Source organism: Loigolactobacillus coryniformis subsp. coryniformis KCTC 3167 = DSM 20001, assembly GCF_002706425.1.
Lineage (GTDB): Bacteria > Bacillota > Bacilli > Lactobacillales > Lactobacillaceae > Loigolactobacillus > Loigolactobacillus coryniformis.
Genome location: NZ_CP017713.1, coordinates 1,048,451 through 1,068,001, shown reverse-complemented (window position 1 = coordinate 1,068,001; position 19,551 = coordinate 1,048,451). Strand labels below are relative to the sequence as shown.

Genomic DNA, 19,551 nt, shown 5'->3' with positions numbered 1-19,551 from the left:
AAAAGTGGCAACCTGAATGCTTTTTATTGTTTGTGGATAATTGTTTTATTTTTAATACGTAATTTAGCGTCGAGGTCATAAACAATTGGCTCACCATTAGCCACTTCGACGCCATTGATACCACTGTCTGAAACAGCTTCTAAATATTTGATCAAGGCACGAATCGTACTACCGTGAGCAACCACTAATTGATCATGCCCATTGATCAACGCGGGGCCAATATGATCTAGCCAATAAGGAACAACCCGCGTCAACGCCATGGCCAAACTTTCAGCCAGTGGTTCAAAACGATAGCCGTAACGTGTGTAGCGCCGATCATAATCCGGCTGCGCCAATTTAGGTGGCACAGTCGTGTAACTACGCCGCCACAAGGCCACTTGTTCAGCGCCATATTCTTGACGGGTTGCGTCTTTATTCTGTCCCCGTAATGCACCATAATGGCGCTCATTCAGGCGCCAAGTTTTGTTCAGAGGCACTGCCAAAATATCCAGTTGTTCCATAACAATATTAGCCGTCATAATTGCGCGTTGTAATAGTGATGTGTGCACTGCGGTAAAATCAAAGTCAAGTGCTGCTAAAAGTTTACCCGCCTGCTGTGCTTCCGTGATCCCTGCTGACGTCAGCGGAACATCTGACCAGCCAGTATAGATATTGTCACGATTAGCGGTACTTTCTCCATGGCGTAACAAAACCAATCGTGCCATTTACTAATCACTCCTCAAAACTGATTATTGCCTTAAACGTAGCTGAAAAAATAGATGATGACATTTAATCTAGGTATTTTTTCAATCATCCTCTAGTTTACCGAAATTAACCTGAAAAAAACAGCGCTAGGCTAATTTTCCTATTTTCAACGGTCACCGAATTCGTTATAATTAAAATTAAATAATTATCTAATTGAATTTTAATTTTTCGTTCTACTATGGAGGTTACTCATGAAAATTCAAGTTCCTGCGACGACTTCGAATCTAGGTCCTGGCTTTGATTCATGCGGTCTTGCGTTGGCACTTTATTTACGGATCCAGATCGGTGCTGAAAGTGCGCATTGGGAGGTGCAGCATAATTTAGGCCCACAAATTCCCAATGACCAGGAAAATTTGATCGTCAAAACTGCTTTGACTGTGGCTGGTCAGCAACCAATAGCACCCCACCAACTCAGCGTGATGTCGGATATTCCCGTACAACGCGGCCTTGGTAGCAGCGCGGCGGCTGTTGTCGGTGGCATTGAGCTAGCTAATCGCTTAGCCAACTTAAACCTAAGCATTGATGAAAAAATTACGTTAGCCACTAAATTCGAACAGCACCCCGATCACGTGGCCCCAGCAATCCGCGGTAATTTTGTTACTGCAGCAATGATTGATCAGCAAGTTTATTCGGTGCGGCACCTATTTCCTGATTCAGATTTTGTGATCTATATTCCGCGCGAAAAGTTAGCCGCTGTTAAAAGTCGTGAAGTGCTGCCAACATCACTGGATTACAACCAAGCTGTTGCTGGTAGTGCCATTGCCAACGTGATGATCGCTGCAATTTTAAATGGTGATCTCAACTTAGCTGGCGACATGATGGAACATGACCTACTGCAAGAGCGTTACCGCGATAATTTTGTCCCTTTTTTAAGGCAAATGCGTACTACTGCAAAAGAACTCGGTGCTTATGGCACGTTTATCTCCGGTGCTGGACCAGCAATCATCACCATGTGCCCCGAAGAAGCAACCGAAAATATCAAAGCTGCGCTAATGCAAAAACATCCCACTGGCACCGTCATTTCATTATCAGCCGACAAAGATGGCATTCAAGTCTTCTAAAAAAGTGTGACCCTAATTATACTGGGCCACACTTTTTTCTATTGGCGTAAAATCGTCATTAAGATTGGGATCACAACTAAACTCAACAAGGTCGACTCAGTTACCATCAATGCTGCATAATCAGCATCAGCGCCATATAACTTGGCCACCACTGGTGCATTAGTCATAACTGGCATTGCTGATTGGAGAATGAAGACTTGCTTCATTAACAATGGTACCGGTGCTGGCAAAACTAATAAGCTCATGAGTACCGGCGCTAAAATAAAACGACCAACTAAGATCCCGATACTATGCCGTGATAACCGCATTTGACTTAAACCAGCATTCTCGATCGCAATCCCAATAAAAAGCATTGATAATGGAATCGTTAACCCACCGATATAGCTGAAGTCAGACATCAAGAACTTCGGAACCTGAATATGTAACAACACTAAAATAACGGCCACGATAAAACCTAACAACGGCGGCGAGAAAACTTTTTTGATCGTCGCCCACCAACTGAATTGCTCGGTGCTGGTACCATCACGCTTGATCAAATACACACCTAACGTCCAGAAAAACGTCGTATTGGCCATATAATACACCAACACGTACGGTAAACTTTTGGCACCAAACAACGCCATGTTGATTGGTAAGCCAATGAACACCGTATTCGAATTAAAAAACATTGATTCGAACAAACCACGGCGTTCTTTACGAATGCGAATGATCCGTGCTACTGCCACCGAAATACCAAAAAGAATTAGCATTGAAACAACTGGAAACTTCAGATCCGGCAGTAAACGGAATAATTCTTTAGCTGTAAAATCGCGCGTAATCGTATCTAACATGTAACAAGGTAACGCGACTTGTGTAACCAAACGTGCGATCAGCTTACTGCTTTTTTCGTCGAACCAGCCGGCGCGTGCCAAGCAGTAACCAAGCACGATCATAACTAGGATGACCAAAACACCCTCGATACTTTGTAAAAATATGCCCATCAAACCACACCTTATCATTATAATAGCTATCAGTTTACCACTTTCATAACTTTTTCCAAAGTGTCGATTCAGACATAAAACGGTTACATTTGCATGAAATGCGTTATACTAAACTTGTAAGTTAATTAAAAGCTATGTTTCCTGCGATACTTGGCGCTTATTTTAGGCAACGTTATTTGGCAAGTACGGGACCTTACTTGCTAAATAGAACGGCTTTCCGCTGTCGATTGAATTAAACCGAAACCCAGCAAGCCCAAGTCGCATCGTCCGAAACAGCAGCGGTTTTTAGTACAAAATCATCCACTATTGTGGAGTAGAGGAGCTGAGTGAAATGGCTAATTATTATGATGTGACCTTTAACACGATCGATGGTAAAGCATTCATTAAACGTAATGTGGCTTCTGATCTACCGGCAACTAAAGTGTGGCAGGATGCTTGCGAAAAAGTCGAAGCAGATAATCTCTACATCATGATGAACGACAAAACTTTAGTTAACCTAGTTCGTCATCATATCGTCCGTATTGACATGACTGAATTAGACACGCCACTAGAAAAAAGAGCTCGGCGGCAAGATCAATTCTTCAATACCGTCAATTCCTTAGCTAATATTGGGTTGTAAGTAAAAAGGTGGCGCCACGAATTCTGCAGTTTCCTGTTAAAAACCTATAGAATACGTTACAGCTGATAGTGGACTTAAAGCTATTTTTAGTGTAGTGGCAGCCTTAGTTGAACCGTTCAAATTCATCATACAAAAAGCACCGATGAGAAAGTGAATTTTCACTACTTTCATCGGTGCTTTTTATTGGTGTAGCCGATTTAATTTTAGAATTACCAATTACTGAAATTGCCATTCATACTCAATTGAACTAACTAAACTAGCGAATACCACTGCCAGAATGAAACCCAATTAGCTCTGTCCTCGTGCACTTAATCATCATGTTGCAGAAAGCACTAATTTTGCAGAGATAATCCTTTTGTAATTATTCAAACTGAGCCAGCACCGCTAAATATTTTTCCGTCCGCTGTTGCTGCAAACGAGTCGCCGACCATGTACCTAATTCAGCTAATTGCTGTTGTAACGCTTGTTTGATTTGTTCAAGTAATTGTTCGTCTTCGGGAATAATTTGATCAACTAAACCAATCTCGGCTAATTGTGCTGCCGTCATCGGCAAGTATTTGGTTAGATCTTGTTGCGCTCCTTTTAGGATCGCTTGGACAGCCTCTGGCGAAGCAACTGAATAGATACTATTGGTCAGCATCAAGATCCGGTTACTATTGGCTAATGCCAATGCCCCGCCACTTTCGCCTTCGCCTAAGAATAAAGCAATATTCGGTACCGTTAAACGCCCCATTTGACTGATGGTTGCAGCCAACGCTTGGCTTTGACCGTTAAGTTCAGCCGCTACATCGGCTGCCGCGCCGGGCATATTGATCAACGTGATCACAGGCCAGCCGAATTTTTCCGCTTGCGTTAACCCGCGACAAACTTTACGATAACCAGCTGGACTTAACGCGCCAAAATGATAATCGAGCCGTTGTTGCAAGGTAGCCCCACGATTAACACCAACGAACAATACCGTTTGCTGGCCAAAAGTCCCGTAACCGACTGTTACCGCCGGATCATCAGCCTGCAAACGATCACCGTGTAGTGTAAAGAAGTTAGTCGTCAGTGCACCAATCACCGTAGCCGCACTAATTCGTTGCGCGCTGCGAATCTTTTTTAATTGTTCTTCTAACATTGCCAAGCTCACTTTCTTTGGTGCAATTGCAATAATTGTGTGACTGTCGCTGCTAAATCAGGCCGCGCCACTACCGCATCTAGTTGGCCATGGGCATACAAGCTGGCTGCGCTTTGAAAATCTGGTGGTAGTGGTTCACGGCTGGTTTCCTCGATCACCCGCTTACCAGCAAAGCCAATCGTTGCACCTGTTTCAGCAATTACCGTGTCAGCGGCAAAGGCGAAGCTCGCGCTGACCCCACCCATTGTGGGGTCGGTTAAAATATTCAGCGTAAAGTTGCCCGCGGCATTTAACGCATCGTACGCTGCCAAAACCGTATTCATTTGTAACAGCGACAAAATGCCTTCCTGCATGCGGGCACCACCGGAAGCAATCACCAGCACCAGTGGCAATCGCTGCGTTTGTGCCGCCGTAATTGCTTGCCGTAAACGGGCCCCAACAATTGTGTTCAAGGTTCCCATCATGAAATGACTATCCATCACGCCTAAAATAAAATGCTGCTGATTCAATGTCGCAACACCAGCAGTAAAGGCTTCAGTTGTTCCTGTTTTTTGTTGTGCCTTAGCTAATTTTTCCTGATAACCGGGAAAAGCAAACGGTGTTGCTGCATTAATCTCTGATAATGATTGAAACGTCTCCGTCAATTGCTGGATCCGCTGAGCCGCCGTCAAACGTAAGTAATAACCACAATGAGGACAAATCTGTAACTGACCCCACTCTAATTGATGTACGTGGCGTTGACACTGCGGACACTGTCGCCAAGTTCCTGCAACTGGTAAATGACTCATTGCGCATCACCTGCCAAATGAGCTAAAAAGTGAATGTCCACTAAATTAGCTTGATAACTAGGCAACGCCATAATTTGGGTCAAAGTCGCTAAGTTAGTGCCAATCCCTTTGATCTGGACATGTTGTAAACAGCGTTGTAATTTTTCAATTGCTTTTTTTCGTGTTGGCTGTTTAACTAAAATTTTGGCCACTAAAGCATCATAATAAGGCAGAATCTGATCACCTTCACGATAACCGGTGTCTACTCGCGCACCGGTAAATAAGCGAAACGTCTCTAAGCGACCAGTAGCCAATAAAGCACCTTGTGCCTGCGCGTTTAAGCGAACTTCTATCGCATGTCCTTTAAAAGTTTGCACACCAGGTTTGATCAATTTTCCAGCCGCCACTTCGATCTGTGTGACCACAAGATCCATCCCCGTGGTCAACTCGGTGACTGCGTGTTCAACCTGCAACCGCGTATTCATTTCCAGGAAGTAAAAATGATGCTCAGCAAATAAGAATTCCAACGTCCCTAAGCCAACATAATCTAATCCTGCCATGATCTGACGCGCCAATTGGTATAAGTTTTCCCGCTCAGCCGTCGTCAAAATAGCCGCCGGACTTTCTTCGACAACTTTTTGATGGTTGTGCTGTAAACTGCATTCGCGATCACCTAATAATTGCAGATGCCCCGCCTGATCCTGTAGTACCTGAACTTCAATATGGCGCGCCCGTGTCAAGTATTTTTCTAAGTAAACCGCGTCATTTAAAAAGGCTTGCCGCGCTTCTTCTTGAATTAAATGATATTGGTGTTGTAATTCACGTTCTGATGAAAGTACGCGCATTCCTTTACCGCCACCGCCAAAACTTGCCTTCAGCATGACCGGATAGCCCAGACGCGCTGCCGTTTGGCGTAGCGCTGCTTCATCTTTTAGGCCACTCCCGCCAGGAATGACTGGCACATTCTGTTGTTGCGCATAAGTTTTCGCCGCTGCTTTATCAGCTAACAACGCGATTGTTTCCGGCTGCGGACCAATAAAGGTCAGACCACACTCAGCACACATTTTAGCAAACAACGCATCCTCTGCTAGAAAACCATACCCAGGATGGATCGCGTCAGCACCACTTAATAATGCTGCCATCAAAATTCCTTCACGATTCAAATAACTGGAAGGCGCAGTATCAGGACCAACGCAGTAAGCTTCATCTGCTTGTTGCACGAATAAACTTTGCTGTTCCACTTGAGCGTAAACAGCAACGGTCGCAATATTCAATTGTCGACAAGCTCGCATGATACGCAACGCCACTTCGCCGCGATTTGCAATCAGAATTTTTTTGAACATTAGTCAGCCTCAGAAATTTCAAATAGCGGCGTGGCAAACTCAACGCCTTGTCCATCACTAACATTGATTGCCGTCACCGTACCCGTCACCGGGCTTTTAATATCATTAAACAATTTCATACTTTCAATTTGTGCCAGTGTGGTTTCAGTATCCACTCGTTGACCCAATTTAACAAAAGGCTGCTTCGTATCATCTAATAAATGCACGATGCCGACCATTGGACTATTGACCGTTTTACCCTTAGCTACTGGCTCAGATTTTGTTGTCACAGTGGGACTAACTTGCGGTGCAGCGTCACGTTTAACATGTAAATATAAGTCCGCATCTTTTAGCTCGATCTCAGCAAATTCACTTTTTGCTAACACCGCCAATAAATCAGCAACTTTTTTTGCGTCCATCCCCAAATCCTCCTCTACTCTTAAAGTAGTTAATTAGTCTCAAAACAAGTTAGCTCTTAAAGTCTAACTAATAAACTACCATAGGCTAAACCGCCGCCAAATCCGGACAATACTGCCAATTTACCAGTTGCTTGCGGTTGAACCTCAGCTAAAGCCATCGGTACCCCAGCGGATGACGTATTCCCAAAACGCTGAACATTGGTTGGAAACTTACTCATCGGCTGTTCTAACGTTGCAGCAATTTTTTCAATAATGCGCAGATTGGCCTGATGACAAATGAATAAATCAATATCATCTACCGTTAATTGATTGGCCGCTAATAATGCATTGATCTGTTGTGGCACTGTTTTAGTCGCAAATTCAAAAACAGCGCGTCCTTGCATCGTGAATGGCTCGATCTCTGGTTTATGCACGGCTTGAATTGTATTTAAGGGTGCAACGGCGCCACTCATAATTGCCTCATGTTGACTACCATCATTTTGTAATAAAGTATCAAGAAAGCTTTCCGCTTGCGGATCATCCGTCGCTGATAACAATGCCCCACCGGCACCATCACCAAAGAAAACTGCGGTCGTGCGGTCCTGCCAGTCCAACATCTTACTGTTAGTTTCAGCACTGATCACCAAGGCATGCTTAAACTTTCCTTGACGTAAGAACTTCTCTGCTGTGTCAGCCGCAAAAATAAAGCCCGCACAAGCAGCACTAATATCAAACGCCATCGCGTTTGTGGCGCCGATCTGTTCCTGAACTAAACAAGCTGTTGCCGGCGTTAAATAATCAGGTGTGATTGTGGACACAATGATCAAGTCGATCTCACTTGCCGCCACACCGCTTTTAGTTAATAACTCCGCCGCAACACGACTAGCTAAAACCGATGTATTCTGATCCAGCGCAATATGGCGTGTCTTGATTCCAGTATGGCTTTGGATCCATTCATCACTGGTTGGCATCAGTTGACTCAACTCATCATTGGTCACGACTCGATCAGGTACATACTGTGCACTGGCCGCAATGGTTACATAGTTGGACATTGGGGAACCCCTTTTCATTTTTAATACTATTTATAATTTTGGTGGTACTGAAATTTTATTTAAATGATTGCCGCACGACTGGCCGCAATTTAAAGCTACCTCTTCTAGCAATTGATTCCAAACAGATTAATTATAATGAGCTGTTCGTCCATAAACAAGTTATCTGCCATGAACTTGAAATTTTATTAAGAAATTTGGCCAATTTTGCTAGGCGTTAATTCGAATTGTTATTATAACATATTCTGCTGTGCAGCAAAAAAGCCGCCAACTAGTGTCAGCGACTTTTGCTTATTCCTCTTCTTGGCGCGTTAAACTATGCCAATAACCGTAACTAAAGTAAACGATCAACCCAATGATCAACCAGATCACAAAAGCAACCCACGTGAATAACCGCAATTGCGTCATTAAAACAATACAAAAGATAAATGATAACCACGGCAAGTACGGATATAATGGTACCTTAAACGACTTCGGTGCATTACCAAGCACTTTATCCTTCCGTAAGAAAACAACGCCAACCGAGACTAAGGCAAAGGCAAACAGTGTCCCAATATTGACCAGCTCAGCGATGCGATCCAACGGAATAATCGCAGCAAAAACAGCGGCAATTAAACCAAAGATCCAAGTATTCAATACTGGCACGTGCGTTTTACGGTTCAATTTCATTAACGCTTTAGGTAATAAGCCATCACGACTGATAGCAAATAACAACCGGGTTCCCCCGTAGGACATAACCAATAACACAGTCGTCATCCCTACAACTGCTCCAACAGAAATAATCCCAGCGACCCAATTTTGATTCATCAAACCTAAGGCAAAAGCCACTGGATCATCGACATTTAATTTCGTATAATGGACGACCCCAGTTAAAACCGTTGATAGCACAGTGTATAACAGTGTCGTAATAATTAGCGATGTTATGATCCCAATCGGCATATCCCGCTGCGGATTTTTAACCTCTTCCGAAGCTGTTGAAACGGCATCAAAGCCGATATAGGCATAGAATGCTACCGAAGCACCGGTTAGAACCCCATGGAAACCAAATGGCAAAAACGGATGCCAGTTGGAAGGTTTGACATAAAAAGCGCCAACTACCACGAACAAAACGATCACTGAAATTTTGATCAACACCATCACATTATTGACGCGAGTTGATTCAGTAATTCCACCAGTCAACAACAATGCGATCAATAATACAATGATGAACGCTGGTAAATTAAAAACCGCACCCGGCACGCTACTGGTTCCGGCAGCTGCCGTTAGTGCCACTGGTAATTTCAAGCCAAAACCAGATAAAATATTTTGGAAATATGCGGACCAACTGACTGCTACTGACGAGACCGCAAACAAATATTCAGAAATCAAGGCCCAGCCTAAGATCCAGGCTAAAAATTCACCAAAAATACTATAAATATAAGTATAGGCACTTCCCGCCAACGGAATCGTCGACGAGAATTCAGAATAACAAAGCGCCGCCAATGAACAAACCACCGCTGCTAATAAGAAAGAAAACATGACTCCTGGACCTGTGTATTGTGCAGCTAAGATTCCTGGCAAGATGAAGATTCCTGAACCAACAATGGCACCGACACCCATCATGCTTAGGCTAAACGCTGACAGGTTCTTCTCCAAACCTTGCTTGGAGTCCGTGATTGCATTAAGGTCAATGTGCTTGCGGACAAATAAATTCTTTAATGTAAACTTCAATATTAATTTCCTCCTGTCACTCACAAAAAAATGGCGAAGTATCGCTTTTACGCAACCACACCCGTTGTGCTGGCTTTTGACCACTTACGATACCCTCGTCAATTTCATTGTTTAGCCATTTAATTCTAATGCATCTCTTATTCAGTGTCAATTTTTCTAAGAATCCTCTTGCTGCAGAAAACAAAAAAATCGCCGCTAAACGGCGATTTTCGGATTTAAATAAATTGTACTAATTGCATCAAAATTGGCACAACGATCACAAAGAGGACTGTACTTGTAGTAACAACATTAGTTGCGTACTCAACGTCACCATGTGATTGGCCCGCTAAAATTGGTAATACTGCTAAGCCTGGTGCTGCAGCTTGGATGATCAAAGTACTTGATTCCAAGCTAGGAACTTGTGCACCGCCACTTTTACCGATGACTAACATTAAGATCATCAATGCTGGGGCAATGATGAAACGACCTAATAATGCCCAAATCGTGTCACCATCAAAATGAATGGAAGCTAAACCAGCATCCGCTAGAACGATCCCAATATAAATCAAGGACATTGGAGTTACGATACCACCAACCATTGATAAAGTACTATTGATCCAAGCTGGTACTGGAATGGCCAACAATAAGAATACCAAGGCAACCAAGAAACCAATCAATGGCGCTGGCAATAACTTCCGCCAGTTAAATGGTTCCTTGTGGCTCTTATCTTTAGTTGGATCATCATTTGAGATAAAGAAGACGCCAACTGCCCAGGTGGAAACAGTATTCATGACATAATAAATCAGGAAGTATGGCATACTCTTTTCACCAAACAACGCTAAGTTTAATGGTAACCCAATGAAAATCGTATTAGCGTTAACAAACATATTGATAAACGTGCCCCGCCGTCCTGGCCGGATCCGTAAAATCTTCGTTAACAGCCATGCTACTAAATAGCCTAACGCAAAGCTACCAAGTGCATACAATAGGCCACCAGATAAGCTAACTAATTTATCCCGTGTTAAATATTTTAAGACGGAAACAAAGATTGAAGCTGGTAACGCAATATTCATGATCAAAAAGGAAATACTTGTTTTAAACTTTTCATCAAATTTATTTTTCTTACGCAGGTAAAAACCTAACGCAATCACTAAAATAATTTCGACAACACTTTCGACTGACGTCATAAATGCAGTCATGTTAACACCCCACTATACCTCGCTTAAAAGGTTAATTTTTGTCCAAAGCTTTTTGCTGATCACTGCTATTAAAAACGGGCCCCAAATTGCAAGAACAAATTAGCCACGCAATAAATCCCGGCAAGACAGTATTTTCATTGATATTCATATTTTAAAGATTCAATCTTTAGCCAGCGGCAGCGGAGAAAAGCTCTTTTGGGGTTTGGTAACCTGACTGCCGGCGTGGTAAGTTGTTTAGCTTGGCTTCCACTGCTTGGATATCACTAGGGCCTAAAGTATCCATGGACAGGCCCTTAGGCACATCACGACGGATCATTCGATTATGCGCCTCATTTGTGCCTCGTTCTGAAGAGCGGTAAGGGTGGGCATAATAAAGGTCGGCAACCCCGTCAAGCACCGTCCCCGCCGCTGCGAATTCTGCCCCGTTGTCAGCGGTAACGGACTTCATGATGTGCCCGTATTCTTGGCAGATCTTAGCCAGTTCGTAGTTGACTGAATCGGCGTCACGGCCATCAATCAAACGCAGGATCTGACAGCGAGATTGGCGCTCGATCAGCGTTAGAATAACACTTTCTTGGCCATTACGTTTACCGACTACGGTATCCAACTCAAAGTGACCGAACTCTTGGCGCTGATCAATACTTTTAGGTCGCTCTTCGATACTTCGTCCGGCCAGACGCTTATGCTTGGGTGAATGGTGGTGTTTGGTGCGGCGCCGGTTTTTTTCGAGCAGATCAAGATTACGGACTTCAAGTAGTTGCGCATCGATATAGTGGTATAACGTCTTGGTCGAAACCATCTCCTCAGGTTGATATAAGCCTTCAAGTTTAGCACGGCCCACCGCGGCATCAGGCGACCAACCGTCTTGGTGCAAATGGGCCGTAAAGTAGTGGATAAAGTCAGCGACACCAGCGAGTTTCAAAGGTCGATGACAGGACATTCGGTTAGCTTCGTATTTGGCCTGTGCCGCTTCTGGCGAGTACTCGCGGTGATATTGCCGTTGACCGTTCACTTTTTTAACTTGGTCGATCTCACCACGGCGTAGTTCATTACTGATTGTTTGATGACAAACGCCGATAACTCTAGCAATTGCGCGGTTAGAGTATCCTTGGCTGTGTAGCGTGGCGATTCTGCCGCGCTCAAATGAAGTTAGGTGGTGACCTTTTTCTCGGACTGTGGTATTCTGTTCTTGCATCAAGACAATAACCTCTTTCATTTTTGTGTTGGAACATCAATGATAACAGAGATTTGTCTTGGTGTTTTTTATTTTTTCAATTAGCTGGATCTAATTGGCTAACTTGATTATAAAACGCGCGATTAAAAACGGGCACTGATCGATTTGATCTATTTATATTCAGGCACCCATTTTAAGTTTGTCACTGCTGCGGTTACATCACTGATTGGTTCACGATTTAATTGTTGTGCGACAGCGCTACTAGCAACTGCTTCGGCAACAGTTTGTGAAAATTCAGCTAATTTAGAAACTGGTGGTAATACAGCTGCACCTGGTTGGCTAGCATCCACAATGCCACCTAATGAGTGCGCTGCTGCGGAGATCATCGTATCATTTAAGCGCGTTGCAGTCGCGGCTAATGTGCCTAAACCTAAACCAGGATAAACCAAGGCATTATTGGCTTGACCGATTTGGTAAGTCACACCATTGTAAGTGACATCAGCAGCAGGAATCCCCGTTGCGACCAAGGCTTGACCGTTAGTCCATTCAATTAAGTCAGCCGCTTTGGCTTCAGCTAATTTAGTTGGATTAGATAATGGGAAGATGATTGGCCGTTCAGTATGAGCCGCCATTTCCTTTACGATTGCTTCGGTAAAGGCACCTGGCTGCGTCGAAGTTCCCACCAAAATAGTTGGCTGAACGGCTTTAACCACTGCGGCTAAATTAGTTAATTCGGCAGCATTACTGAATTCAGCACGATCACGAGCGAATAATTTCTGTTCTGGTGTCAAAGTTGGGTCGTCAGCAAACAATAGCCCTTGCTTATCAACTAAATAAAAATGCTTGCGCGCTTCATCAGGTGTGAGGCCTTGTTCAACCATTTCATCAAAAATCCGTTGGGTGATCCCAGCACCAGCAGTTCCGGCGCCAAATGACAAGTAAACTTGATCAGTGAATTTTTGTTTAGAAATCTGCAAAGCACCTAAAATACCAGCCAAAACAATGATCCCTGTTCCTTGAATATCATCATTGAAAGTCGTGATCTTATCTTGGTAACGATTCAGAATGTTAGCGGCATTACTACGACCAAAGTCTTCCCAATGCAAGTACAATTCTGGGAATAGGTCTTCGGCGGCGTCTACAAAATGATCAACAAAATCATCGTAACGTTGACCGCGAACACGTTCATGTCGGTTACCTAAATACAATGGATCATCTAATAAAGTTTGGTTATTAGTACCAGCATCTAACACAACTGGTAGTACTGAGCTAGGATCGATCCCAGCAGCAGCGGTATAAACCATTAATTTACCGACCGCAATATCAACACCGTTGGTACCCCAATCGCCAATACCCAGAATCCCTTCTGCATCAGTAACCACGATCAATTTAATATCGCGCCCTGCTGCAGCATTACGCAAAGTTTCTTTGATTGTTGCATCGTCTTCATCGATCGATAAAAATGCAGCGCCTTGTGACTGAACATAAAGTTCACTGTAATTTTCAATCGTATCGGCAATCGTTGGATCATAAACGATCGGCATAAATTCAACTACGTGCTGGCTGAATAATTTATAGAACAAAACGCGGTTAGTATTGAAGATTTCCATCAAGAACAAGCGTTTTTCAAGGTCGGATGATTTTGATTGGTATTGCCCGTAAGTCTGTTCTGCTTGCTGTTCTAAAGTTTGGACCACCGGTGGAACCAAACCAGTTAAACCAAGTGCTTGCCGTTCAGCTACTGTAAAAGCAGTCCCTTTGTTTAAGAATGGATCGTTTAAAATATTTTGTGGTGTTGTCATTTAAAATCGCTCCTCCTGCGCCATAATTAAATCGCGCATTTTTATATCAAGATTTTTACTACTTAAGCTTATTTGGAAGGCAGTATTTTCTAAATACTTCTTTTAAATAAGTGAATGATCACAGTTTACACGGCAGCAAATATTATAGTCAAACAGTTGGGTTGTGATAAACTATATTTATATGATCACAATAAAGCTTGATAAATCAGCATTTTAAACTAGACCATAAATTGAGCCTACGATTGGTTATAAAAATTTTGCTAATATTTTTTTACGACGCGATCTTTAACCACAAAAATAATCATCGATAGAAATCTTTGGTACAAAAATTAACTATCATTGTGGAATAAGGAGGCCACTATGAATTTCCGTGATTTAACTTATTTTGACGCTTTGGCGACGCTGAAAAACTATACCGCCGTAGCGCAACAGTTTAACGTTAGCCAACCAACGATCACTTACGCGATCAAACGCCTAGAAGACGAATTGAATACACAGCTATTGATTCGTGATCGCTCGCATCACCAAATCGAATTAACCGCTAATGGTCGCCAACTTGAGCAACACGTCACAATTATTCTGCACGAATTAAAATTAGCCGCCACCGAGATTGCGGCCAGCACTCAACAAACAGTTAAATTTGGCTTACCACCAATTATCGGTACGTATTATTTTCCTAAATTAGCACAGCGCTTAGCGCAACATGATCTGATCAGCCATTTAAATACTATGGAAGCAGGTTCAACTACATTATTGGATCAACTACGTACCGGCGAACTTGATCTTGCCTTACTTGGTTCCACCACGCCGCTGACTGATCAATTGATCAATGCCGAAATTCTAGCTCAACAGACGTTTAAAATTATCGTTAGCCCCACTCATCCGCTAGCTAATGCCAAAAAAGTCTCGTTCGCAGAATTAGCCGATGAAAAATTTGTTACCCTAAAAGAAGGTTTTGTTCACCCGGCTGCCTTACGTGAATTAGCGCAGACTGCGGGTTTCACCCCAAACGTCGCCTATACGACACCAGACATCAGCGTACTAAAAAGCATGGTCGCCGAAAATATCGGTATTGGCTTTTTAGCGGCACTCGCCATTTCACCTACAGATAATGTGATCGCATTAGAGCTAGCTGATGCCCACCAACCACAATTTTTAATTTCACTAGCCTATCGTAAAAACCAGTTACAATCACACCTCCAACAGAATCTGATCAAACAACTAAAACAACCTTTAGACTAAAAAAGCTTTGAAAAATGGGATGCATTTTTCAAAGCTTTTATTAATTTAATTAGTTGTGTAATTTTCTAACCCTTTATAAACTAACTGTGCGACCTGTTGTTGATAACTACTGGAACTAATATATTGGTAATCAGTGTAATCATTAATGTAGCCCATTTCTAATAACACTGCTGGCATGGTGCTATCGCGGATAACCTGGAAATTACCATAATCGATCCCGCGATTATCCAAGGTCAATGGATTCAGCGACTGCGATAATGTCCTGGCCAACGATTTACTAGCTTTATGATAGTAATAAGTCGTGAATCCAGAAGCCGTGTTCGCAACTGGCGTTGAATCAAAATGGAAACTGATGAACAGACTCGCACCACGCTTATTAGCTAACTTAGGCCGCGATGCCAAGGCTACTGTTTGATCGCCACTACGGGTCATGATTACACGGGCATGACTACTAGCGAGTTGATTTTTCAAAGCCAACGCCATTTGCAAAGTGTATTTTTTCTCGTAGTTACCATTATTAGCTAATGCTCCCGAATCAACGCCGCCATGACCAGCATCGATCACGATCGTTTGCTCAGCTAAACGGTTAGTTGCTTTAGTGGCATCATAAGTACTCTTGATCAACCAGGTTGGTAGCCAACCAACTTTGCCATTATAGCTGACCTTATCCCAACCATTTTTGGTGCTCAGATAGCCGACTTCAGTGCCACTTTTCACTGTCGCCACCGCTTTGCTCGAATTAGGTGCTTGACGTATGATTAACGCCGGTGCTGTTATAGTGATCATTTTAGTGACCTTAGGTTGCGTAAAGTGCCGGATGCCTAGCCAAATCGCACCACAAATTAAGATCAGTAGCATGATCTCCGCTATTCTCAGCGTCATTAATTGCTTTTTACGTCGTTGTTGTGCTCGCTTCAAACCAGTCACCTTTTCATCATCTAATTTAATTCGTAACATCTATTTTACCTATCCTAGCTAAAATTAACCTTAAAATTTTAATTAATAATCGTAATTATTGAATTAACCTGCACGCTACAAAAATTGTACAGTTGATTACGCGCTTGTGCGTAACCGAATGAAGCAGATTTAAAATTGAACTTTATTCGCGTTTAACGTATAATAATGACACTATTAATTCAGTTAGGGGCAATTTATCGTGGCAGCTAATATCTATCTAGCAGCACCTTTTTTCAATGATGAACAAATCCAGCGTTTACAGGCGGTCGAAAAAGTCTTAAACGCTAATCCTAGTGTCGGCAATGTTTTCGTTCCTATGAATGACACCAACGCTGCAGGATTAGAATTCGGCACTCCGCAGTGGCGTGACCTTGCGTACCATGAAGATCTAGCTGGTTTAACTAATGCCGATGTCGTCGTTGCTGTTTACGATTACGAAGCAACTTACAGCGATCCTGGAACGATGTTCGAGATTGGCTACGCAGTTGCTAACAAGATCCCCGTGTTGGTTTATTATGAAAATCATCAAAGCGTGAATTTGATGATCGCACAAGGCCTGACCTATTATTGTCATCAACTCGCTGAACTGCGTGAATTAAATTTTGTCACGTTGCCAGAGAAGCCATTTACCGGTGAAGTGTTCTGATCAAACCACTTGGCGCCTAACCGAATCGATGTTATACTATGAAAGTAATATATGGGGACGTTTAGGATTCGACAGGTGTAGTTTGAGCTAAGATTGCGCTTCGTAGGTTACGACTACGTTAAAACGTTAACAGTTAATATAACTGCAAAAAACAATAACAACTCTTACGCTTTAGCTGCCTAAACAGTAGCTGCGTAGATCCGCCTAGTATCGCCCATGTGCTGGATACGGGTCTCAAATTAAGTGGGCTACGGTAAAGACTTCCACCTGGAGTTTTTGCAAGAGATCATCAGGTTAGCCTAATGCTGGTTGCCGTGTTGTCTGGCGTTTGTGTTAGGTGAATTTCGAAATAGGATGACTATGAGCGTAGATATCTTAGAGGCAATATGCTTGGACGCGGGTTCGACTCCCGCCGCCTCCATAAAATAAAAGTAGCCGCTAAAATCCAATTGGGTTTTAGCGGCTACTTTTTTATATTAAAAAGGTTAGGTCATAGCCGTAAAACGGGCACTGCCTAACGCTTTTAGTTGCTTAGCTGGCCACAAACTGGTGATCAGTTAATTTGATCTGAACATCCCCTTTTTGGGCAATTTTAGTATCATGGGTAACAATGATCACAGTTTTATGATGCTCATGGGCTAGATCTTGAAATAGCTTAATGATCATCGCTGAATTTTCATCATCCAAATTACCGGTAGGTTCGTCAGCGATCACGATATTCGCATCAACTAACATTGCACGAATAATCGCTACTCGCTGTTGTTGACCACCAGACAGTTGTTGCACATTTTTCTTGGCATCAGCTTCGTCAATACCAACGCTTTTTAGTGCATCGAGTACATATTGTTTATCATTTTTATGCTCAGAATCAGTGACCGCCAATGCAGTCAAAACGTTGTCCAGCGCTGACATATAGACTAATAGATTGTATTGCTGAAAAACGATGGCCACTTTATGTTTACGATAATTAGTGGCGCCAATTTTTTCAATGTTTTCACCATCAAGAAAGATCTCCCCAGCCTGCGGTTTGTCTAAACCAGCGATAAAGGCTAGAAAAGTCGTTTTACCTGAACCAGAAGCACCGATGATCGTATAAACTTTGTCGGACGCAAAACTAAGATTCACGTTTTCGTATAGTGGTTTCTCACTTTTACCATACCAATGGGCCAAATTTTTTACGGTTAACATATTACAGCCTCCCTATTCTCACTCTTTTGTTGTTATAGAAATATGATCCAATTTATTCACCGATCAAAATATCCTTTGGCCGTAAGCGTAAAATGCTGACCGCGGAGAGGCAAACAGCTAGCGCGATGATCACTAGGCCCATGCCACCAAGTTTAATGACTGAACTTGGTGTAATGCTGGTATTCAATGTTTTCAAGGCTTTCTTGTTAGCTGCACTAGTGGTTGTCTGTGAATTCATCATGCTACCACCATGCATCCCACCGGCAGGCATATTACCACTTGGGGCACCACCGCCACCAGGAGCACCGCTAGCTGCGGTCGAAGAAACAGAGGTCGTTTGTTGTTGTGATAGCAACTGATTGCCGACTTTATTACCGACAAAACTGCCTAGCAATAACGCGACGACCATAGCACCGACTAAAATCATAAACATCTCAGTGAATAATTGACCAACAATATGCAATTTCGACTCGCCTAGTGAAACTAAAACGCCGATCTCACGTTGCCGATTACGCACCGATAAAATAATAATCAAGCCTAAAATGATCGTTCCGGCAATGGCAACTAACCAAACGATTTTCTTAGCAAAAGATTGCACGTTTTTCATGGGTTGTAGTAATTGTTGATAACTTTCATTATTGGAGCTGACAGAGAATGAACTGCTGTCAATAATATTTTTGATCTGTTTCGTGGTCGCTTTTTCTTTAGAGGAATCCTCCAGTGTATAAGTGACTGAACTTGATTTACCGGCCGTACCACTGATACTGGCTGGCAAAGTGTAACTAGTGTAGATCGTATTGCTAGGGTCACTGCCGGGCATGGTCGTGCTGCTGGACTTTGCCTTGTAAATCCCGACTACTTTTAATTTGATCTTCGTGGCGTTAGTCGCTGTGGTTTTAACGGTGATCGTATCACCGACTTTGATGCTGTTATCACTGGCCAGTTCTTTTTCGATCACCACATTTTTCGTATTCGCGTCACTGGCTGTGATATTGCGACCAGAAACTAATTTAGCTTCGCCACTGGTAAATGTTGTGGTGTGGGCTGCACTGGAAACCCCACTAAGCGAGATATCACCACTGCTAGCATTAGTTCCGCCACCTGGGCCACCCATGCCGCCACCCATACTGCTGGTGCCAGTACTGGTGGAAATGGCATCAAATGAACTGGCATTGACCGAAGCGGTATTGGTAATGTTATAGTATGCGACCGTGCTAAGTTTACCGGCTTTAGCAATTTTAGTGTTAGCAACGGTTGGCGTCTTTAGCGTTTTGGTTTTCGCGGAACTTGACCGCATTTGCGAAAACATTTTATTCCGGTTAGCCGAAACCGTGATTGTTGAGCCAGCGGACTTAGTGACATTGTTAGTCGCCATAATCGCCGCATTTTGAATAATAATACCTGATAGAACAAAAACTAAAATGGCCGACATGATCAAGAGCATCAATAAACTCTGCCCTTTCTTATGGGTCAAATATAGTCGCGCACGCTTTAAATAATTCATGGTTCTCATCTCCTTAACTTCATTAAGCTGCATTTTACGCAGTCTAACTTAAATGAAGGTTAAAAAAAGACCACCGCAATTTGCAGTGGT

Annotated in this window: 18 protein-coding genes and 1 other RNA gene; 5 read left to right on the top strand and 14 right to left on the bottom strand. The window is 42.9% G+C overall.

The genetic code is table 11. The features are described 5' to 3' along the window. Nucleotides 1-23 precede the first annotated feature (23 nt). Nucleotides 24-704, bottom strand: coding sequence for a 2,3-bisphosphoglycerate-dependent phosphoglycerate mutase (locus LC20001_RS05305; protein WP_010009477.1), 681 nt, complete (start codon nt 702-704; stop codon nt 24-26). A 231-nt stretch (nt 705-935) separates the two neighbouring features. Between LC20001_RS05305 and thrB the strand changes: the two genes are divergently transcribed. Beyond that, a complete protein-coding gene (thrB, locus tag LC20001_RS05300) occupies nt 936-1,805 on the top strand; it encodes a homoserine kinase (protein ID WP_010009476.1) in 870 nt (289 codons plus the stop codon). A 38-nt stretch (nt 1,806-1,843) separates the two neighbouring features. Here the strand turns inward: thrB and LC20001_RS05295 are convergent, their stop codons facing one another. After that, nucleotides 1,844-2,785 (bottom strand): AEC family transporter, encoded by a 942-nt coding sequence (locus tag LC20001_RS05295; protein WP_010009473.1) that lies wholly within the window; start codon nt 2,783-2,785, stop codon nt 1,844-1,846. Nucleotides 2,786-3,116: 331 nt separating this feature from the next. Between LC20001_RS05295 and LC20001_RS05290 the strand changes: the two genes are divergently transcribed. Next, the gene (locus tag LC20001_RS05290; protein ID WP_010009471.1) at nt 3,117-3,404 is read left to right on the top strand and encodes a hypothetical protein; all 288 of its coding nucleotides are present in this window, start codon (nt 3,117-3,119) and stop codon (nt 3,402-3,404) included. Nucleotides 3,405-3,765: 361 nt separating this feature from the next. Here LC20001_RS05290 and accA read toward each other — a convergent pair whose 3' ends face one another. The 9 genes from accA to LC20001_RS05245 all read right to left on the bottom strand — a co-directional run bounded on the left by accA (nt 3,766) and on the right by LC20001_RS05245 (nt 13,924). Further along, nucleotides 3,766-4,524: a carboxyltransferase subunit alpha gene (accA, locus tag LC20001_RS05285; protein ID WP_003679489.1), complete on the bottom strand. Its 759-nt coding sequence runs from the start codon at nt 4,522-4,524 to the stop codon at nt 3,766-3,768. 8 nt (nt 4,525-4,532) lie between these two features. After that, nucleotides 4,533-5,312, bottom strand: a complete 780-nt coding sequence (locus LC20001_RS05280) for an acetyl-CoA carboxylase carboxyltransferase subunit beta (protein WP_010009470.1) — start codon at nt 5,310-5,312, stop codon at nt 4,533-4,535. Continuing rightward, a complete protein-coding gene (locus tag LC20001_RS05275) occupies nt 5,309-6,634 on the bottom strand; it encodes an acetyl-CoA carboxylase biotin carboxylase subunit (protein WP_010009468.1) in 1,326 nt (441 codons plus the stop codon). Before LC20001_RS05275 ends, LC20001_RS05280 begins: the two co-directional genes overlap by 4 nt. Continuing rightward, nucleotides 6,634-7,032, bottom strand: coding sequence for an acetyl-CoA carboxylase biotin carboxyl carrier protein (locus LC20001_RS05270; protein ID WP_010009466.1), 399 nt, complete (start codon nt 7,030-7,032; stop codon nt 6,634-6,636). Before LC20001_RS05270 ends, LC20001_RS05275 begins: the two co-directional genes overlap by 1 nt. Before the next feature lie 56 nt (nt 7,033-7,088). Then, nucleotides 7,089-8,063: a beta-ketoacyl-ACP synthase III gene (locus LC20001_RS05265; RefSeq protein WP_010009464.1), complete on the bottom strand. Its 975-nt coding sequence runs from the start codon at nt 8,061-8,063 to the stop codon at nt 7,089-7,091. Nucleotides 8,064-8,351: 288 nt separating this feature from the next. Beyond that, nucleotides 8,352-9,770 (bottom strand): APC family permease, encoded by a 1,419-nt coding sequence (locus tag LC20001_RS05260; RefSeq protein ID WP_010009462.1) that lies wholly within the window; start codon nt 9,768-9,770, stop codon nt 8,352-8,354. Between the two features lie 215 nt (nt 9,771-9,985). Then, nucleotides 9,986-10,948, bottom strand: coding sequence for an AEC family transporter (locus LC20001_RS05255; RefSeq protein WP_003679484.1), 963 nt, complete (start codon nt 10,946-10,948; stop codon nt 9,986-9,988). A gap of 166 nt (nt 10,949-11,114) precedes the next feature. Continuing rightward, entirely contained in the window at nt 11,115-12,143 is a 1,029-nt protein-coding gene (locus tag LC20001_RS05250; protein WP_164512712.1) for an IS30 family transposase, read from the bottom strand. 149 nt (nt 12,144-12,292) lie between these two features. Then, nucleotides 12,293-13,924: a malolactic enzyme gene (locus tag LC20001_RS05245; protein ID WP_010009460.1), complete on the bottom strand. Its 1,632-nt coding sequence runs from the start codon at nt 13,922-13,924 to the stop codon at nt 12,293-12,295. A 360-nt stretch (nt 13,925-14,284) separates the two neighbouring features. Between LC20001_RS05245 and LC20001_RS05240 the strand changes: the two genes are divergently transcribed. Continuing rightward, nucleotides 14,285-15,166, top strand: a complete 882-nt coding sequence (locus tag LC20001_RS05240) for a LysR family transcriptional regulator (RefSeq protein WP_010009459.1) — start codon at nt 14,285-14,287, stop codon at nt 15,164-15,166. Between the two features lie 45 nt (nt 15,167-15,211). Here the strand turns inward: LC20001_RS05240 and LC20001_RS05235 are convergent, their stop codons facing one another. Next, entirely contained in the window at nt 15,212-16,123 is a 912-nt protein-coding gene (locus LC20001_RS05235; protein WP_010009458.1) for an N-acetylmuramoyl-L-alanine amidase family protein, read from the bottom strand. A 199-nt stretch (nt 16,124-16,322) separates the two neighbouring features. Between LC20001_RS05235 and LC20001_RS05230 the strand changes: the two genes are divergently transcribed. Then, nucleotides 16,323-16,769 (top strand): nucleoside 2-deoxyribosyltransferase, encoded by a 447-nt coding sequence (locus LC20001_RS05230; protein ID WP_010009456.1) that lies wholly within the window; start codon nt 16,323-16,325, stop codon nt 16,767-16,769. 53 nt (nt 16,770-16,822) lie between these two features. Then, nucleotides 16,823-17,193: a transfer-messenger RNA gene (gene ssrA / locus LC20001_RS05225) on the top strand. Between the two features lie 107 nt (nt 17,194-17,300). Here the strand turns inward: ssrA and LC20001_RS05220 are convergent. Then, on the bottom strand, nt 17,301-17,957 hold the full coding sequence (locus tag LC20001_RS05220) for an ABC transporter ATP-binding protein (protein ID WP_010009453.1): 657 nt from the start codon (nt 17,955-17,957) through the stop codon (nt 17,301-17,303). 52 nt (nt 17,958-18,009) lie between these two features. Beyond that, on the bottom strand, nt 18,010-19,461 hold the full coding sequence (locus LC20001_RS05215) for an ABC transporter permease (protein WP_010009452.1): 1,452 nt from the start codon (nt 19,459-19,461) through the stop codon (nt 18,010-18,012). Nucleotides 19,462-19,551: the final 90 nt, after the last annotated feature.

Bases quoted from the DNA above. Each gene is read 5' to 3' on its own strand.
- LC20001_RS05265 (WP_010009464.1), bottom strand. From the start codon at position 8,063: ATGTCCAACTATGTAACCATTGCGGCCAGTGCACAGTATGTACCTGAT.
- thrB (WP_010009476.1), top strand. From the start codon at position 936: ATGAAAATTCAAGTTCCTGCGACGACTTCGAATCTAGGTCCTGGCTTT.
- LC20001_RS05270 (WP_010009466.1), bottom strand. From the start codon at position 7,032: ATGGACGCAAAAAAAGTTGCTGATTTATTGGCGGTGTTAGCAAAAAGT.
- LC20001_RS05290 (WP_010009471.1), top strand. From the start codon at position 3,117: ATGGCTAATTATTATGATGTGACCTTTAACACGATCGATGGTAAAGCA.
- LC20001_RS05280 (WP_010009470.1), bottom strand. From the start codon at position 5,312: ATGAGTCATTTACCAGTTGCAGGAACTTGGCGACAGTGTCCGCAGTGT.
- LC20001_RS05295 (WP_010009473.1), bottom strand. From the start codon at position 2,785: ATGGGCATATTTTTACAAAGTATCGAGGGTGTTTTGGTCATCCTAGTT.
- LC20001_RS05240 (WP_010009459.1), top strand. From the start codon at position 14,285: ATGAATTTCCGTGATTTAACTTATTTTGACGCTTTGGCGACGCTGAAA.
- LC20001_RS05305 (WP_010009477.1), bottom strand. From the start codon at position 704: ATGGCACGATTGGTTTTGTTACGCCATGGAGAAAGTACCGCTAATCGT.
- LC20001_RS05220 (WP_010009453.1), bottom strand. From the start codon at position 17,957: ATGTTAACCGTAAAAAATTTGGCCCATTGGTATGGTAAAAGTGAGAAA.
- LC20001_RS05245 (WP_010009460.1), bottom strand. From the start codon at position 13,924: ATGACAACACCACAAAATATTTTAAACGATCCATTCTTAAACAAAGGG.
- accA (WP_003679489.1), bottom strand. From the start codon at position 4,524: ATGTTAGAAGAACAATTAAAAAAGATTCGCAGCGCGCAACGAATTAGT.
- LC20001_RS05215 (WP_010009452.1), bottom strand. From the start codon at position 19,461: ATGAATTATTTAAAGCGTGCGCGACTATATTTGACCCATAAGAAAGGG.
- LC20001_RS05255 (WP_003679484.1), bottom strand. From the start codon at position 10,948: ATGACTGCATTTATGACGTCAGTCGAAAGTGTTGTCGAAATTATTTTA.
- LC20001_RS05275 (WP_010009468.1), bottom strand. From the start codon at position 6,634: ATGTTCAAAAAAATTCTGATTGCAAATCGCGGCGAAGTGGCGTTGCGT.
- LC20001_RS05235 (WP_010009458.1), bottom strand. From the start codon at position 16,123: ATGTTACGAATTAAATTAGATGATGAAAAGGTGACTGGTTTGAAGCGA.
- LC20001_RS05250 (WP_164512712.1), bottom strand. From the start codon at position 12,143: ATGCAAGAACAGAATACCACAGTCCGAGAAAAAGGTCACCACCTAACT.